The organism is Faecalicoccus sp., assembly GCF_036552745.1.
Taxonomy (GTDB): domain Bacteria; phylum Bacillota_I; class Bacilli_A; order Erysipelotrichales; family Erysipelotrichaceae; genus Faecalicoccus.
Window position 1 is genome coordinate 1 of sequence record NZ_JAXKBY010000072.1, and the last position, 16,445, is coordinate 16,445.

The 16,445-nt window shown below is 37.5% G+C and carries 16 protein-coding genes, 1 pseudogene and 1 other annotated feature; of the genes and pseudogenes, 9 read left to right on the forward strand and 8 right to left on the reverse strand.

Going from position 1 to position 16,445, the window contains the following annotated elements; translation table 11 throughout:
* Window positions 1-32: 32 nt before the first annotated feature.
* From U0M88_RS03465 to U0M88_RS03480, 4 genes and pseudogenes are all read left to right on the forward strand, one after another.
* Window positions 33-929, forward strand: a pseudogene (locus U0M88_RS03465) (ammonium transporter); the annotation flags it as partial.
* Between the two features lie 11 nt (window positions 930-940).
* The gene (locus tag U0M88_RS03470) at window positions 941-1,306 is read left to right on the forward strand and encodes a P-II family nitrogen regulator (protein WP_331868922.1); all 366 of its coding nucleotides are present in this window, start codon (window positions 941-943) and stop codon (window positions 1,304-1,306) included.
* On the forward strand, window positions 1,303-1,578 hold the full coding sequence (locus tag U0M88_RS03475; protein ID WP_331868923.1) for a hypothetical protein: 276 nt from the start codon (window positions 1,303-1,305) through the stop codon (window positions 1,576-1,578). The genes U0M88_RS03470 and U0M88_RS03475 overlap by 4 nt, the downstream gene beginning before the upstream one ends.
* A 15-nt stretch (window positions 1,579-1,593) precedes the next feature.
* A complete protein-coding gene (locus tag U0M88_RS03480) occupies window positions 1,594-1,737 on the forward strand; it encodes a hypothetical protein (protein WP_331868924.1) in 144 nt (47 codons plus the stop codon).
* Between the two features lie 52 nt (window positions 1,738-1,789).
* Here U0M88_RS03480 and fucO read toward each other — a convergent pair whose 3' ends face one another.
* Window positions 1,790-2,935, reverse strand: a complete 1,146-nt coding sequence (gene fucO / locus U0M88_RS03485; RefSeq protein WP_117447121.1) for a lactaldehyde reductase — start codon at window positions 2,933-2,935, stop codon at window positions 1,790-1,792.
* Between the two features lie 93 nt (window positions 2,936-3,028).
* Entirely contained in the window at window positions 3,029-3,574 is a 546-nt protein-coding gene (locus U0M88_RS03490; RefSeq protein WP_331868925.1) for a TetR/AcrR family transcriptional regulator, read from the reverse strand.
* Window positions 3,575-3,826: 252 nt separating this feature from the next.
* Between U0M88_RS03490 and U0M88_RS03495 the strand changes: the two genes are divergently transcribed.
* Window positions 3,827-5,026, forward strand: a complete 1,200-nt coding sequence (locus tag U0M88_RS03495; RefSeq protein WP_294688743.1) for an aspartate kinase — start codon at window positions 3,827-3,829, stop codon at window positions 5,024-5,026.
* 45 nt (window positions 5,027-5,071) lie between these two features.
* The gene (locus U0M88_RS03500) at window positions 5,072-5,971 is read left to right on the forward strand and encodes a PHP domain-containing protein (RefSeq protein ID WP_304003570.1); all 900 of its coding nucleotides are present in this window, start codon (window positions 5,072-5,074) and stop codon (window positions 5,969-5,971) included.
* A gap of 156 nt (window positions 5,972-6,127) precedes the next feature.
* Here the strand turns inward: U0M88_RS03500 and U0M88_RS03505 are convergent, their stop codons facing one another.
* On the reverse strand, window positions 6,128-6,787 hold the full coding sequence (locus U0M88_RS03505; protein WP_117447118.1) for a uracil-DNA glycosylase: 660 nt from the start codon (window positions 6,785-6,787) through the stop codon (window positions 6,128-6,130).
* Between the two features lie 48 nt (window positions 6,788-6,835).
* Between U0M88_RS03505 and U0M88_RS03510 the strand changes: the two genes are divergently transcribed.
* Complete coding sequence (locus U0M88_RS03510; RefSeq protein ID WP_331868926.1) at window positions 6,836-8,014, forward strand: bifunctional folylpolyglutamate synthase/dihydrofolate synthase; 1,179 nt, start codon at window positions 6,836-6,838, stop codon at window positions 8,012-8,014.
* On the opposite strand, the gene U0M88_RS03515 is transcribed toward U0M88_RS03510, so the two are convergent.
* Genes U0M88_RS03515 through mnmE form a run of 3 tightly spaced genes read right to left on the reverse strand, consistent with a single transcriptional unit; the run spans window position 8,001 to window position 10,736 of the window.
* Window positions 8,001-9,041 (reverse strand): metallophosphoesterase, encoded by a 1,041-nt coding sequence (locus U0M88_RS03515; protein ID WP_117447116.1) that lies wholly within the window; start codon window positions 9,039-9,041, stop codon window positions 8,001-8,003. The two genes, U0M88_RS03510 and U0M88_RS03515, sit on opposite strands and share 14 nt — an antisense overlap.
* A gap of 8 nt (window positions 9,042-9,049) precedes the next feature.
* Window positions 9,050-9,400, reverse strand: a complete 351-nt coding sequence (locus U0M88_RS03520) for a DUF1622 domain-containing protein (RefSeq protein ID WP_117447115.1) — start codon at window positions 9,398-9,400, stop codon at window positions 9,050-9,052.
* A 7-nt stretch (window positions 9,401-9,407) separates the two neighbouring features.
* Entirely contained in the window at window positions 9,408-10,736 is a 1,329-nt protein-coding gene (gene mnmE, locus U0M88_RS03525) for a tRNA uridine-5-carboxymethylaminomethyl(34) synthesis GTPase MnmE (RefSeq protein ID WP_331868927.1), read from the reverse strand.
* Window positions 10,737-10,787: 51 nt separating this feature from the next.
* On the opposite strand from mnmE, the gene U0M88_RS03530 reads away from it, so the two are divergent.
* On the forward strand, window positions 10,788-11,384 hold the full coding sequence (locus U0M88_RS03530) for an L-threonylcarbamoyladenylate synthase (RefSeq protein ID WP_331868928.1): 597 nt from the start codon (window positions 10,788-10,790) through the stop codon (window positions 11,382-11,384).
* Window positions 11,385-11,451: 67 nt separating this feature from the next.
* On the opposite strand, the gene U0M88_RS03535 is transcribed toward U0M88_RS03530, so the two are convergent.
* Window positions 11,452-12,852: an ATP-binding protein gene (locus U0M88_RS03535; protein WP_331868929.1), complete on the reverse strand. Its 1,401-nt coding sequence runs from the start codon at window positions 12,850-12,852 to the stop codon at window positions 11,452-11,454.
* Between the two features lie 193 nt (window positions 12,853-13,045).
* Window positions 13,046-13,256, forward strand: a binding site (T-box leader).
* A 39-nt stretch (window positions 13,257-13,295) separates the two neighbouring features.
* Here U0M88_RS03535 and lysS point away from each other — a divergent pair.
* A complete protein-coding gene (lysS, locus tag U0M88_RS03540) occupies window positions 13,296-15,254 on the forward strand; it encodes a lysine--tRNA ligase (RefSeq protein ID WP_331868930.1) in 1,959 nt (652 codons plus the stop codon).
* A 219-nt stretch (window positions 15,255-15,473) separates the two neighbouring features.
* On the opposite strand, the gene U0M88_RS03545 is transcribed toward lysS, so the two are convergent.
* The gene (locus U0M88_RS03545) at window positions 15,474-16,307 is read right to left on the reverse strand and encodes a phosphatase PAP2 family protein (protein ID WP_331868931.1); all 834 of its coding nucleotides are present in this window, start codon (window positions 16,305-16,307) and stop codon (window positions 15,474-15,476) included.
* Window positions 16,308-16,445: the final 138 nt, after the last annotated feature.

Consider the following 16,445-nt stretch of genomic DNA (forward strand, 5'->3'; position numbering starts at 1 on the left):
CCCCCGGCTAGGCCGGGGGATCATTATTTACCGGAGCGTTAGTAGGAAGGATGAACTTTAAGGCATTGTTTCTTTTTGTAGCTTTATGGTCATTGCTTGTGTATTATCCACTGGCTCATATGGTTTGGGGTGAAAATGGATTTATTGTTTCCTTAGGTTCTGTTGATTTTGCCGGCGGAAATGTTGTGCATATCAGTTCAGGCATTACAGCCTTCGTATTGGCCATATGGCTTGGAAAGCGAAAAGGGTATGATCAGGTGGCTTATCGTGTACACAATATCCCTTTTGTGGTATTAGGCGCGACTTTATTATGGTTTGGCTGGTATGGCTTTAATGCCGGAAGTGCACTAGGAGCCAATGGTTTAGCGGCCCATGCCTTTATGACCAGTGCCATTGCTTCGGCGAGTGCTTTGTTGTCGTGGATGTTGATTGATGTGATCGTAGATGGAAAACCGACTTTGGTTGGAGCCTCTACCGGTCTTGTGGTCGGACTTGTTGCCATTACACCGGGAGCCGGCTTTGTTCCGATTTGGGCTTCTTTCATCATTGATGCATTCGTAAGTCCTATCTGTTATTTTGGGGTCAAGCTGGTTAAATCAAAATGTAAGATTGATGATTCGCTGGATGCGTTTGGCTGTCATGGCTTAGGCGGTATTTGGGGCGGTATTGCTACCGGTTTATTTGGTATGACAAGCATCAATGATGTCGCACAGTGGAACGGTTTATTTTTTGGACAAACAGAGCTCTTTGCAGCTCAGCTGGAGGGTATCGTGATAACGATCCTGATTGCTGTAGCAGGGACTTTGATTTGTGGTTTTATCGTAAAATGCTTTGTGCCACTTCGAGCCACAGCTAAACAAGAAGCCATAGGTATGGATGCTTCGATGCATGGAGAACAAGCTTATCCAAGTTTTAATGGATTTGATTAAGGAGGATCGATATGCTGATTAAAATAGAAGCCATCGTGCGTGAAGAAGCTTTTGAAGATGTCAAAACGGCTTTAAATGAAATTGAAGTCAGGGGTTTAACGGTTTATCAGGTGATGGGTTGCGGTATTCAAAAAGGATACAATGAAGTAGTCAGAGGGGTAAAAGTAGATCTGCAGATGCAGCAAAAGATCAAATTTGAAATCGTTGTATCTTCTCCGGAATGGGAAAAGAAGATCATTGATGTGATTTCAAAAGCAGCCTATACCGGAGAAATAGGGGATGGAAAAATATTTAGTTATGAAATTCGATCCGCATATCGTATTCGTACAAAAGAAACAGGCTATGATGCGATTCAGCCAACTGATAAAGTGGAATGAAAACAAAAGAAAAAAAGATTGGATTGATTGTAACAGGTCACGGGATTTTCGCAACTGGCTTAACAAACAGTTTAAGACAAATTGTTTGCGTGCCTGAAAATTATGTACCGATTGATTATAGAGAAAGTGATTTTCTAGAGGATATATTTAATAAGATGATAGATGCACTCAATGTTCTTAAAACGTGTGATGAAATCCTTGTTTTATGTGATCTTATCGGAGGTATTCCTTTTAAAACAGCAGTAAAAATAGGCATTTCTTATCAAAAATAAGAAGTCGTTGGCGGTGTGAATTTAGGCATGTTGGTTGAGATCAATCTGACTCGGGCATTTGTCAAAAATGTAAAAGAACTGGCAAAAATTGCCATCGAAACAGGAAAAGAACAGATTGCCCGGTTTAATTTTTCTTTGGGGAAAAAGTTATACAAATAGATATTACAACAAAAGTGCATCCGGCGTTTGGATGCACTTTTGTCTATAGAGATTACATTAATTTTCTAAATAACGCTTTTAGATCTTCAATGCTGGCATCTTTTGGATTGCCCGGAGCACAGGCATCGGCATAAGCCGATTGGGCAAGGAAATCAAGATCTTCTTCTTTTAAAGCTTCCAGTTTTTGTGGAATGCCTACATCCTGTGATAACTGACGTACCGCATCCACGGCTGCTTTACGATATTCATCCTGTGTCATGGAATCGACATTTTTAACACCCATGGCACGAGCAATTTCACGATACTTTTCTTGTGTACAATCGGCATTATATTCCATAACGATCGGCAGCATCATTGCACAGGCAACACCATGTGGTGTATCATAAACTGCACCCAGCGTATGAGCCATAGAGTGGGCAATTCCTAGTCCAACGTTTGAGAATCCCATACCGGCGATATACTGGCCTAAAGCCATACCTTCACGTCCTTCTTTTTCATTGGCTACCGCACTGCGTAAAGAACGGCTGATGATTTCAATGGCCTTTAAATGGAACATATCTGTCATTTCCCAGGCAGCTTTTGTCGTGTAACCTTCAATCGCATGCGTCAATGCATCCATACCTGTAGAAGCGGTTAGACCTTTAGGCATTGTAGACATCATATCAGGATCTACAACGGCAATGACCGGCATATCGTGTGGATCTACACAAACGAATTTTCTTTTTCTTTCTACATCGGTAATAACATAATTGATGGTAACTTCGGCAGCGGTTCCGGCTGTTGTCGGAACGGCGATAATAGGAACACAAGGTTTAGTAGTGGCAGCAGTTCCTTCTAAGCTTCGTACATCTTCAAATTCCGGGTTGGCAATGATGATTCCAATGGCTTTAGATGTATCCATAGAAGAACCTCCACCAATGGCAATGATGTAATCGGCGTTAGCTTCTTTAAAAGCTTTTACACCGTTTTGTACATTTTCAATCGTTGGATTCGGTTTGATATCTGAAAAGATTTCATATTCCAATCCTGCTTCATCCAATACATTGGTAACTTTTTCTGTGACTTTGAATTGAATCAAGTCCGGATCGGAGCAGACCAAAGCTTTTTTAAAAGCTCTTGCCTTGGCTTCATTGGCAATTTCCTGGATGGCACCAGAACCATGATACGATGTTTCATTTAACATAATTCGATTTGACATAGTGTTTTTCTCCTTTTCTGTAAGCGCTTTATCAATTCAATTGTAACGATTTATGTTTAAAAAGATAAGTTACAGAATGAGGAAAGTGTCACATTATAATAAATCAATGGAAACAAAAGCTTTCTTGACTTCCGGTGGCATCGCATCACATAGCTGGCTTGCCAGTGCATCCGGAGAAATTGGTGTATCTTCCAATAACCATTTTACCGTCATGTATATAGAAGACTGACAATACATTTCCAATTGAAACTTTAAAATAGAAGATAAAGGCATCCCTGTTTTACTCTGGATTTGATCTGTGTAAAAAGATAAAATCAGTTCAAAATCATGATCTCTTAAATTATTTTGATCATCGTTTTGAAAAGCGGCTCTAAAAAACAATTTTTCCTGAAGGATAAAAGTAAACTTCTTAAACAAAGCTTCATAAATCGTCTTTCCTTCTCCCATATGTTGAAAGGATTCTTGTAGGATCTTATCAAAATACCAGTTAACCAAATCTTGTTTATCTAAAAAATGTCGGTAAAATGTCTGACGAGATAGATTACAAGTATCTGTAATATCTTTTACAGTAATCTTTTCATAGGGTGATTTCTTCATACATGTTTTTAGTGCATCCGCAAAAATATATTTTGTGTCCATAAGTACTCCTGTTTCTTGGTAATATCATAAGAAAAAATGAACGAAAAATAAAATTTTTTCCAAAAAAAGTCGGATCAAATTTCAAAAAAGACTGAACTTTGAATTGATGTATGTATAGATAATACAGAAAATCTTCCAATGAATTAAAAAGCTTTCCGGACTTTCTAAGAAAGTCATAATGGAGAATGCATGATTTCATTGTGCATTCTTTTTTCTAGTGATAAAATAAATCCGTTTTGAAGGGTGTTGCTTATGAATATTGTGGAGAAATACGGTGGGACAAGCGTGGGTTCCATAGAACAAATACAAGCGATTGCCAAGCATGTAAAAGAGATGCGCGAAGCGGGACATACTTTGATTGTTGTCGCCAGTGCCATGGGAGGCATGACCAATAAACTGATCGATCTGGCTAGTCAGGTTTCTGATCATATCAATACAAGAGAGCTGGATTCTTTATTGTCAACAGGTGAACAAAGAACAATTACCTTATTGGCAATGGCTATTGATGCATTGGGCATACCGGCTGTTTCACTGACCGGCTATCAATGTGGTTTTATTACCAGTCATCATCATGCACACGCACGTATCAAGGATATCGATCTAACCAATGTTAAAAAGCATTTAGAACAAGGAAAAGTGGTTGTCGTAGCCGGTTTTCAAGGGGCTACAGAACATGGCGAAATTACGACATTGGGAAGAGGCGGCAGCGATACTACAGCAGTAGCGTTGGCCGCTAAATTAGGATGGGCTTGTCATATCTATACGGATGTCAATGGCATTTATACGATCGATCCGCGACTCTATCCAAAGGCAAAACGATTAAAAGAAGTCAATTATCAGGAAATGATGCAGATGGCCTGTCTCGGATCTGGCGTCTTAGAAACTCGCAGTGTAGAATTGGCCAGTAAATATCAAGTGCCGCTGTATCTTGGAAAGGCATTGGAAGGTTCAAAAAAGAGAGGAACATGGATCATGGAACATACAAAACAATTGGAAGATATGCCCATTACAGGCTTAAGTGTAAAAGATGATTATGCGATCATGCGTATCAGCCACATTGAAAATGATGGTGTCTTTTTAGGAAAGCTTTTCCAAATGATTGCGGATCTAAACATCAACCTGGATACAATTTCGCAGCAGTTGGATGATGAAGGAAAGGCGAATTTCTCTTTCTATTGTACAGAAGAACAAAGTCGTATGATCATGGAAAATATGGATAAAGTAGGACAGAATTACCCAATTACCCGTATGCTCGGATTTATTAAGCTTTCCTTGGTAGGCTTGGGAATATCAACGCATAGTGGAATTGCTTCGAAAGTATTAAATACATTACGTGAAAACAATATTCCTTATTATATGATTACTTCCAGTGAAATCTCCATTTCATTGACAATTGACGCACAAGATAAGGAAAAAGCCATTCAAGTATTGGGGAAAGCCTTTGATTTATAGAATATGCGACATTTCATAAATTATAGAAAAGAATGAAGGAAAGGGATGAAAGAGATGATTCATTTTGATTTACATATGCATTCGAATCAAAGTGGTGATGGACAATTTACACCGGCTGAGCTTGTGCAGATGTTAAAAAAGGCGGACATTCAAGTAGCGGCATTGAGTGATCACGATACTGTTAAAGGTGTTCCGGATATGATGGTGGAAGGGAAAAAAGAAGGAATACAAATAATACCGGCCATCGAATGTTCTACCTTATTAGGAGATTATGATGTACATGTATTAGGATATGGAATCAATTTGGATGATCCTTATTTTCAGACGTTACAGGAAAACATACAAAAAAAGAATGATGGTGTATTTCATCAAAGAGTTGAAAAACTTCGGCAAAAATATGGAGTAGAAATCGATGAAGAAAAGGTAGTCAGAGATGCCAATGGAACCAATCCATGGTTTATTATGATGACAAGACTCTTCCAGGATCCTCGTTATCAGAATATCGAAGATTTTAAAGATTATATTCCCGGTGGCAAGCGCAGTGATCCGGCACCGGTCAATTTCTTTTGGGACAAATGTATGCCAGGCAGCGATCTTTATGTAAAAGCATATAATCCGGATTTTAAAGAAACGATACAAAAGATTCATGAAGTGAATGGCTTGGCGATCATTGCACATCCTTATCAGACATTTTATAAACAGGAAGAACGTCTGCAGTATGCTTTAGACTGTGGTATTGATGGATTAGAAGCTTACAGCAACTATCATCAAGATTATCATAATGAATACTATGAACAATTTGCCAGAGAACATAATTTGTTAATTACTTGTGGCAGTGATTTTCATGGAGAGAAAAAGCCAAGCATACGCATGGGGGAATATGGTTTACATAAAGATGGAACCCCATTTTTAGAAAGCTTTTTGAAGGCATTGGAAAAAGAATAGAAGGATTTTTATGAGAGTAGACAGGTATAGGATATCTACTCCTTTTTTGGAGCTGCATGAAAGTGTTTTTTCATATTGTTTAAGAATAAAGAGTTATCATTAGCATAATTAGTTAAAATGATAACTCTTTGTCTTAATTTTTGTGATGAAATTTATTTAAAACCAGTGAATTGGTTCTTTACCATGTGCAACGAGAAATTCGTTGCATTTTTTAAAATGCCCATTGCCAAAGAATCCACGATAAGCGCTTAATGGACTTGGATGAGAACTTGTCAGGACCAAATGATTTGGGTTATTCAAAAAACGACGCACTGCGCCTGCTTTAGATCCCCACAATAAGAAGACCACTGCGTCTTCTTTTTCATTGATGCGCTGTATGGCAGCATCCGTAAAATTTTGCCAGCCAATATTTTGATGGGAAAGAGGTTTTGAATCTTCTACGGTCAAAATAGGATTTAATAATAAGACTCCTTGTTTAGCCCAATCTGTTAAATCACCATTACGATGCAGTTTAACATGATATTCATCCTCAATCTCTTTGTAAATGTTAACTAATGAAGGAGGAATTTTAACGTTGGGTGCTACACTGAACGCAAAACCTTGTGCCTGTCCGGGTTGATGATATGGATCTTGCCCCAGAATAACAACCTTTGTATCCTTTAAAGATGTTGTTAAAAAAGCGTTGAAGATTTTTTCTTTTGGTGGATAGATCTTTTTGGTCTTATATTCACGAGCTAAAAAATAATTAATTTTATTCAAATATTCTTTTTGAATCTCTGTATCAAAAAGTTCTTGCCAGTCATTATTAAAGTTCATTGTAAACCTCCATGGATTATTTGTACGAAGTCTATTATAATACTAATCATGAATCTACAGGAAAAAATTTCATGGATGGAATCTAAGAAAAGTAAAAATATGGATTTGGTTGATTACCGAGAAATTATGGATCGGTATTTACCATACCATAAGAAACTCAAAAAAATTCAGGTAGCTGGTACAAACGGAAAGGGCAGTACATGTCGTTGGATGGCTTTGATGCTGGAAGAACTGGGCTATCAAGTTGGTGTTTTTACATCTCCGCATTTAATCGTTCATAATGAAAGAATACAAATCAATGAAACAATGATCTCTAATTCGGATTTAGAGCGTTTGTTTGATCAATATCAAAATGTCTTTATAGAACATCAAATGACCATGTTTGAAATGGATTTGTTTTTGGCCATTGCTTATTTTTTAGAAAAGAGAGTTGATTATGCCATCATAGAAGTGGGTTTAGGTGGAAGACTGGATGCGACCACAGCTTTAGATTATGATGTGACAGTATTGACCAATGTTGGTTTAGAACATACTGAAATCTTGGGGGATACAATAGAAAAGATTGCGCAGGAAAAGAGTGGTATCTTCAAGCCAGGGGTATTAGCTGTTTGTGGGGAAGATAAGCCACAGGCGCAACAAGTTATTGAACAAAATGTACGAGCCAAAAGAATACCATTTTATTATTCTTATCTACCAGAATATAAAAAAGTAGGAAAAAAATATTGGATCGACTCGATGGATGGCATCCTTGTTTTTGATCAGCCTTTTTACCAGATGAAAAATTTTATACTGGCCTGCGATACATTGTATCATTTAGGTTTTCGCCTGCGTTATAATACGCTTCAAAATGCTATTGATCATTTTGTTTTTTTGGGACGCTGTATGATATTAAGAAAAAGGCCGTTGCTGGTGGTGGATGGTGCTCATAATCTGGATGGTATCAATGCATTGGTAACCTCCATAAAAACTTGGCAGGGGGATATCTATTTTTCGGTTTTAAAGGAAAAAGATGCAAAGCACATGTTAGATGTTTTAACGAGTCTTCAAGGACAGATTCACCTGGTCAACTTTTCATCGGACAGACTTTATCCTCTGGAAACATTGGGATTTGAGGTACTATCTATGGAAGAAATGGAAAAAAGACTTCAAATGACACATCAAAGAGCTTTAGTGTGTGGTTCTTTGTATTTTGTCGGTGAAGTCTTAAAATGGTTTAATTCGAAGTAATAGAAATGGAAACATATTCACTGATCCCCTCCGTACGGGTTGGAAATCCCCAACCATGAATACCGGATGTTGTGATTTGTGTAAAGTTTCCTTTTTTTATCATGCCATAACCGTGTTCAAAAATTCCTAAAGAATTTGCCAAAGAGCCGACTGGGAAAATTTGACCGCTATGTGTATGTCCGCTTAACTGAAGATCGACCCCGAGTTCTTTACAGAGTTTTAGATCGCTGGGTTGATGATCAAAAACAACGATATACGAATCTAAGTCACATGTTTTCATAAGGCTATGCAGGGATCGTCTATTTTCTTCCAAGTCTTCTCTGCCGATTAAGGTGATGTTTCCAAAATGCAGGATATCATCCTGTAAGACGGTGATACCATTGGATTCGATCACTTCTTTTAATGTTTCTTTGGAAAAAACGGGATCATTTGCGTAATGTTGGTTATCATGATTGCCAAAAACATAATAGACATCAGCAGTTTTTGTCAGTTTGCCCAGTGTCTGAAATACCGTTTTCATTTGATCAACGGTTGTGAACTCATCAACGATATCTCCGTTAAGAATATAAAAAGAAGGCTTTTCTTTTTGAAGATCTTTTACGATGCTACTTAACTCTTCTTCCGTCATGACATTTGGATAATGTAAATCGCTGATCATGACGATTTTGGTATCAGGAATGTTTTTTGATGTTTGAAGATCATACGTTGTTTTTTCAATATTCTTCATATTGAAGATGCCGTAAATGCAGATTGTTATTGCCAACAAAAAAGGAATAAAGAAGATCCATCCTTTTACATCCTGATGAAAGATCAAACAGATAAGCTGCGTGATTAGAAGACAAAACAAGAGATGTAAATAAAAGATAGGGAAGATCGTATTAAAAGTGATACAAGGCAGCACAAATAATAACAATAATCCCCATAAAGCCCATGAAGGAAACTGCGGAAACCAGCGATGAATCAACAGAAAAAGATCTACGACCAACAAAAGGCAAAGGATTGCCAAGCCCATCTTTAAATAAATCATGGCAACACCTACTCAAATTCATCTACGTCTTTATGCATGACATCACTGCTTTTCCATTCCCAGTGAATCAAGAAAGTGATAGCCGCTTTGACTAGGATCAAAGCGCCGATCTGCAGGATTTCCGCAAGACTTCTTACCGTGATTGTCCGTACAATTTCAGCGGCCAGCTTGAAGGTCAAGGCAATACTTAAACCGCGTAATAACGGCTTTTTACTGTTTTTATCTTTACGAAATGTAGCAAGCAAAGAATGAAACGTACTGTAGATGACACTTGCCAGGGAAAGAGCTTCTAAAAAATAAACGGTCAAATAGGCAATCTGAATCAGCCATTCGTGCAGTTGTTCAATTAAAGTTTCCATTATGCACCTACTTTCCTAAACAGAATTTTGAAAATAACGTATCTAGTAAATCTTCTCTATGGACTTCTCCAAGAATTTCTTTTAAATGGTTATGTGCTTCCTGAATATCTATTTCCACCAGATCGGGTTCCATCATCATTTCCATTGCCTGTTTTGCGCGAAGCATATCTTGTTTGGCAAGGTTTAATAAACCAATTTGTCGTTCGTTCGATAAAACAGGTTCTTCCTTGAGAAGATCTTGTTTATATATGTTCTCTAAAGCATCTAGAAGAGGTTGTATTTGATGGTTTTTGGCAGAGATCCAAATTCCCTCTTGGTCTTGATGTTGCAGGTCTTCTTTATTAAAAAGGATGAGACGTCGTTTATCCTTTGTTTGTTTTAAGAGAATTTGATCTTCTTTTGTTAAAGGACTGCTTCCATCTAAAACAAGTAAAACAAGCTGTGCCTTCTGTAACATCTGCTGGCTTTTTTCAATACCAATCTGTTCAATCTTATCGCTTGCTTTACGAATTCCGGCTGTGTCGATTAAGTTTAACTGCACGGAACCGATATGAATCTGTCCTTCCACTATATCTCGGGTCGTGCCGGCAATATCAGTTACAATGGCTTTATCTTCTTCTAATAAAGCATTGAGCAGAGAACTTTTGCCCACGTTTGGCCGTCCGATGATTACGGTATCGATCCCTTTTTTTAACAACTGTCCGGTTTGAACGCGTTTTAATATTTGATCGATTTTACTAAGCCAGTCGTTGGTTTTAGGTAAAAGTTCCTGTGTAGTCAGTTGTTTGATATCTTCATATTCCGGATAATCAATGTTGACTTCGATTTGTGCAATAATGTCTAATAGCTCGTCAATAAGAGGTTGAAGCAATTTTTTGACGCTTCCTCGGATTCCCTGGATGGCCAAACTGGCAGCCGTATCGTTGCTGGCATCAATCATATCTTGCACAGCTTCTGCCTGTGACAGGTCGATCCTTCCATGATAAAAGGCGCGTTGAGTGAATTCTCCGGGTTTAGCTAATACAGCTCCCTGGCTTAAAACGATCGATAAAACCTTTCGTGTAATAAACACGCCACCATGGCAGTTGATTTCTACGATATCTTCGCGTGTATAAGTTTTAGGGGCCCGAAAAACAGAAACAAGGACTTCATCCACTGGTTTGCCGGCTTCATCTAAGATATTTCCGTAATGGATGGTATGGCTTGGTACATCGCTTAGATCTTTGGTAAAAATTTTATTTGTGATGGGTATGGCTTGTTCTCCGCTGATTCGGATAATAGAAATAGCGCCATCCTGTAAAGCGGTAGAAATGGCACAAATCGTATGTTCAAACATGAAACCATCCTTTCTCTTGTATCTATTTTAACATAAACCTATAATAGACATATGAGAACATATAGTAAAGAAGAAATAAATGCGGTTGCCGATGCACTGCAGAATCACAAAATTATTGCCTTGCCGACAGATACAGTTTATGGAGTGGGTGTGATGTATGGAGATTTAAAGGATCTGCAGCGACTGAAAAACGCAAAGCACAGACCGGAAACCAAACCGATTCCGATGATGGTATCTTCCATAGAGCATATGGAACAAGTAGCTGTAGTTGACGAAAGAGTAAAAAAGATCGCAGAACGTTTTTTGCCCGGCGCTTTGACATTAGTGTTAAAGGTCAAAGACAACGTACCAAAAGAATATACAAACGGTTTAGATACGATTGCGATTCGTATTCCGGATGAGCCTTTTATTCTTCGTGTGATTGATGAATTAAATACCCCGTTATTGGTAACCAGTGCCAATCAATCCGGAGCTAAGACCGCATTGACCAGCGATGATGTGTTTGAACAGCTTCCTGATATTGATGGAATTGTATTAGGCACATGTAGAGCATTACAGGCCAGCACGATCGTAGATTGTACACAGGAAAAGTTAAAGATTCTTCGCCCGGGCCCTATCACTTTAGAACAGTTGGAGGCATGTTTGTAAAAAACGGATGGATCATAAAGCCAGAGATATATACCTATCCTTTAAAGGTAAATATCCCTGGTATTTTTTAGTTTGGATCGAAGCCATCAAATAAGTCATCAATGTTTAAAAGCTTGGCGTGATCTAAAGCGGCTTGTCGGACTACCGGTTTTGTGAATCCAGACTTGGAAACAAAATATAGATATTTTTCTTTTACTCTAGGAAAAGCTTTTGTGGCGTTAACTAAATCTTGATATTCCTCTAAAGGCATTGGATTTGAAGTGAATTTACACTCCACAAATAATGCTTTTGCCTGCGATTTATCCAAGGCTAGAACATCTACATCGTCTTGAGCTTTAATAAAGGGATTTGTCCCCCACCATTTACCAATGTGATAAGGAATAAAAGGCAAATTTCGCTTTTTGGCTTGCCGAATAAGATATTCTTTACAAATTCCTTCAAAAGCATCTCCCATATAACTTGAAATATCTTCCATGATTTCATCTGCAGCCTCTTTAGCTCCAAGGATTTCATAATATGTGTTATCTGTAAATGAATAACGAAACCAGAATTTTAAGAAATTATCTTTAATGACATAAATGGATTTTTTTGATTTTTCACTTTCGCCACAAGGCACACGTTTTTCTACCAAGCGCAAAGTTTGAAGCGTTATAAGGTATTTTGATACTTTTGTGCGATCTTCATGAATGTAATCAGAAATATCAATGATTCGATTTTTTCCTGACGCAATGGCAGAAAGAATTGAATTATAGATATTTGTTTCTCTTAGTTCAGCTTTTAAGAGGTTATTTGGCTCTTCGTATAAATAAGCACCGTTTTGAATGATTTTATATGCGATGTTTTCTTTTATGCTTTTTGTAGGATCAAATGCTTCTAGATATCGAGGGATACCACCAAGAATACCATAAGCTAAAAGTTTATCTATATTTGAATAATTAGGAAAAAATATGCTGGAATCAAAATAGTCAAAAGGTTTAACCTCTAAAGTAGCGGTTTGTCGATCGTGCAAAGGACTCTTGCTTCCCATAATTTCGTTTTCCATGATACTGATAGAGGAACCGCACAAGATTAAGAAGATATTTTTGTTTTTAAAGTCGTGATCAATTGCATGCTGCAAAATAGATTTTACGGACGGATTTTCCGCAATAATATAAGGAAATTCATCAATGACGATTGCAGTTCTATTTTGAACTTTATTTCCTATGTAGCTAAAAGCGTTTTCCCAAGATTTAAAGGAAGCAATAAAAGAATGTTCAAAATGAAGTTGTATCGATTTAGAGAAATCTTCTAGATTCAAAGCATCATTTTTTTCTCGAGCGGGGAAAAAAATTGTATTTGTATGTTTAGAGAATTCCTGTAGCAAAGTTGTTTTACCGACTCTTCTTCGACCATACATAATTAAAAATTCAAAAGTATTATGGCTATATAACTCATTTAAATACGAAATTTCTTTTTTTCGGCCATACATGAAAACACCTGCTTTCTATTTGTATACTTACAAGTAGTATACTTTAAAGTATACAAATTTTCAATTTCAAATACATGTTTGAAATTGAAAGAAAACAGAAGGATTCTTAGTCAAAAGTTCGTTCTCAATACAAATAATAAGAAAGAATTCGAAAGTGTTTGACAAACGAAGATAGGTTTAGTACCATACACCCGTAAAGGCTAAGAAGAGGACGAGTACTTTAAGAAAATGTTTCAGAGAGCTTTTGGTTGGTGAAAAAAAAGCACAGGACTTAAAGGAATAAAACCTTGGAGCTGTATGTATTTCCTGCATTAAAGGAAGCACTGTTTATAGACAGTGGCAGAGATTTTTCAAAGTGATTTGAAAAATGAATTAGGGTGGTAACACGAGCATTCGTCCCTTGGATGGATGCTTTTTTATTTTGTAGAGAAAAGGAGAACAATATGGCACAACAAAAATTAACAGAACAAGAACGAGTACGTCGCCAGAAGATGCAAGATTTGAAGGATATGGGAATTGACCCATTTGGCTCTGCGTATAAAAGAACGACAACTTCTGGAAAAATCATTGCACAATATGAGGATAAGACAAAAGAAGAATTACAGGAATTGGATGTTCATGTAAAGATTGCCGGACGTATTATGACAAAACGTCGTCAGGGAAAAGCCGGATTCATGCACATTCAGGATATAGATGGACAAATTCAGATCTATGTTCGTAAAGATGTTGTCGGCGAAGAACAATATGAGATCTTCAAGAAAAACGATTTGGGAGATATTGTTGGTATCGAAGGTACGATCATGAAAACCGATCATGGGCAGTTATCCGTTCGTGCACAAGTTTATACGCATTTATCTAAGGCTTTACGTCCATTACCAGAAAAATATCACGGATTGACGGATGTAGAAGAACGTTTCCGTCGTCGTTATGTGGATTTGATCATGAATCCAGAGGCTAAGCACATTGCCATCACAAGACCGAAAATCATTCGTGCGGTACAGGAATATCTGGATGGACAGGGATTGATGGAAGTAGAGACACCGGTACTACAGCCGATTTTAGGTGGGGCAGCGGCTCGTCCGTTTGTTACGCATCACAATACTTTGAACATGCCTTTCTATTTACGTATCGCAACGGAACTTCCTTTAAAACGTCTAATCGTTGGTGGTTTGGAAGGTGTTTATGAAATTGGACGTTTGTTCCGTAATGAAGGAATGGATGCCACACATAACCCGGAATTTACAACCGTAGAAGCTTATGTTGCTTACAGTGATCTGCATGGCATGATGGATCTGATTGAAGGTTTGTTTGATCATGTAGCTAATAAAGTTTTAGGAACAACTGAAATTACGTATCAGGGACAAGAGATTTCTTTGAAAGCGCCATTTAAGCGTATAACAATGTGTGATGCGATCAAAGAAAAAACAGGTATCGATTTTAAACAGGTGACAAGTTATGAAGAAGCTTGCCAGCTGGCAAAAGAACACGATATTGAAGTGGAAAAAATTCATAACTCGATTGGACATATCATTCAGCTGTTCTTTGACAAATATGTAGAAGAAACGATCGTGCAGCCAACGTTTGTCTATGAATATCCAATTGAGATTTCTCCACTGGCTAAGAAAAACAGTGAAGATCCTCGTTTTACGGATCGTTATGAGCTGTTTATCTGTGGGCATGAATATGCCAATGCGTTCTCGGAATTAAATGATCCGATCGATCAAAGAGAACGATTTGAAAAACAGTTGGAACTTCGTGATCTAGGTGATGAAGAAGCCAATGAGATGGATGTAGATTATGTAGAAGCTTTGGAATATGGTATGCCTCCAACAGGTGGTGTAGGCTTGGGAATCGATCGCTTTGTGATGTTGTTGACAGACCAGAGAACGATTCGTGAAGTATTATTGTTCCCACATATGAAGTTAACAGGAGAATCCAAGGGTGCCAAGTTAGAAAAGAAATCGCAGGAAGCTGTGTCATCAACTTCTGCAGATGTAAAAAGTATAGTCAATAAGAAGCCAACCATCGATTATTACAAAGTGGAAATTGAACCGTTGTTCAAAGATTTTGTTGATTTTGAAACGTTCTCGAAATCAGATTTCAGAGCCGTAAAAGTCAAAGAATGCCGCGCGGTTCCAAAGAGTAAAAAATTATTAGAGTTTATCTTAGATGATGGAACCGAAGAAGACAGAACGATTTTAAGTGGTATTCATGATTACTATGAACCGGAAGAATTGGTAGGTAAGACTTTAGTGGCAATCACCAATCTTCCACCACGTAAAATGATGGGAATTGATTCCTGTGGTATGATCATATCGGCCGTACATAGCGAAGCTGGTGAAGAACGCTTGAATTTGTTAGTGTTGGATGATGCGATTCCGGCAGGGGCTAAATTATACTAAATCAAAGAATCTCACAAAGAAATGATAAGAACGCTCAGAGTGAACTTTGGGCGTTTTTACATGTTGGTTTAATAAGAGAAACGCGAAATTTTAGATCATTGGAAAAGTAGGTAGTTTTGTATTTGCCATAATCAAAGTGTTTTCAATCAATAAATATTTTGTATTTACAGATTTGCATAATCTGTTATTAACAAACACCAATAGGAGTAACTTTGTATCCTACTGGTGTTTTTGTTTACTTATTTTGTTTTTCCATTGTCTATCATAGAATGCCCAGATGACAAGGGCAATCATCATGCCGGCAGCCGTATCGCTTAAAAAATGAGCGCCCATGACGATTCTGGAAGCCATCATCAAAAAGATACTTGTGCATACGATGATACTGAGCGACAGCTTATGTTTTTGTACAAGTGGCGTTGATAATAAATAGAGTAAAGAACAGGCAAAAGAACTTGTATGGCCGCTGGGGAAAGAAAAACCACCTTTGTGGCAGGGAAGATACCAAACACAAAACTGAGAAGCTTGTTGCATATCTCTAAATCGGATCCTACCCCATAAAACTTTAAAGAGCGTGATTACGATTAAAACCGTAAAGAATAATTGTAAATAGTTTATGATATAAGGCCGAAGTTTATTTTTTTGTTCTGTTGTTAATTTGTAACAGATAAAGATGCTTACTACTAAAGGGGTTAATATGGCTCCAATGGATATGAAGCTAAACCAGGAAGACTCTGTTAAAGTGATAACATTCTGTGAAAAGAGAAGTCCACAGATGAACCAAGGTATAGAAAAGAAAGGATGATTTTGATCTATCAGCAACGCAAAACAAAGCGTTAATATCAATTTGAGCAAAAGGGGCCAGCCTTCCTGCAAAAAGATGCCGATCCTATTTTGGGGGTCGTAGAATAGAGTGTTAATTTCCAAATCCCAAAAGGTGCCGATACATAAGAAGATACATCCAATACTTATCATTGTGACTGTAATGTTTTTATTCATAGATTTTCCTCGTTGCCTCGTATCATAACAAAACATACGAAAAAAGACAATGTACATCAATGCATCTCTTTGTACATAACAATTGTGAAAGTAAGCTGGATGTTTTTGAGATTTCTTTGATGAAAGATGTTTTTCTTTTGACAAACATTAAGAAAAATCGCTAAATTCAACTAAAAAGTTGATGTAGAGAATTAA

Bases quoted from the DNA above. Each gene is read 5' to 3' on its own strand.
- U0M88_RS03490 (WP_331868925.1), bottom strand. From the start codon at position 3,574: ATGGACACAAAATATATTTTTGCGGATGCACTAAAAACATGTATGAAG.
- U0M88_RS03495 (WP_294688743.1), top strand. From the start codon at position 3,827: ATGAATATTGTGGAGAAATACGGTGGGACAAGCGTGGGTTCCATAGAA.
- lysS (WP_331868930.1), top strand. From the start codon at position 13,296: ATGGCACAACAAAAATTAACAGAACAAGAACGAGTACGTCGCCAGAAG.
- U0M88_RS03530 (WP_331868928.1), top strand. From the start codon at position 10,788: ATGAGAACATATAGTAAAGAAGAAATAAATGCGGTTGCCGATGCACTG.
- U0M88_RS03545 (WP_331868931.1), bottom strand. From the start codon at position 16,307: ATGTACATTGTCTTTTTTCGTATGTTTTGTTATGATACGAGGCAACGA.
- U0M88_RS03520 (WP_117447115.1), bottom strand. From the start codon at position 9,400: ATGGAAACTTTAATTGAACAACTGCACGAATGGCTGATTCAGATTGCC.
- U0M88_RS03475 (WP_331868923.1), top strand. From the start codon at position 1,303: ATGAAAACAAAAGAAAAAAAGATTGGATTGATTGTAACAGGTCACGGG.
- U0M88_RS03535 (WP_331868929.1), bottom strand. From the start codon at position 12,852: ATGTATGGCCGAAAAAAAGAAATTTCGTATTTAAATGAGTTATATAGC.
- mnmE (WP_331868927.1), bottom strand. From the start codon at position 10,736: ATGTTTGAACATACGATTTGTGCCATTTCTACCGCTTTACAGGATGGC.
- U0M88_RS03500 (WP_304003570.1), top strand. From the start codon at position 5,072: ATGAAAGAGATGATTCATTTTGATTTACATATGCATTCGAATCAAAGT.
- U0M88_RS03510 (WP_331868926.1), top strand. From the start codon at position 6,836: ATGAATCTACAGGAAAAAATTTCATGGATGGAATCTAAGAAAAGTAAA.
- U0M88_RS03470 (WP_331868922.1), top strand. From the start codon at position 941: ATGCTGATTAAAATAGAAGCCATCGTGCGTGAAGAAGCTTTTGAAGAT.
- U0M88_RS03515 (WP_117447116.1), bottom strand. From the start codon at position 9,041: ATGATTTATTTAAAGATGGGCTTGGCAATCCTTTGCCTTTTGTTGGTC.
- fucO (WP_117447121.1), bottom strand. From the start codon at position 2,935: ATGTCAAATCGAATTATGTTAAATGAAACATCGTATCATGGTTCTGGT.
- U0M88_RS03505 (WP_117447118.1), bottom strand. From the start codon at position 6,787: ATGAACTTTAATAATGACTGGCAAGAACTTTTTGATACAGAGATTCAA.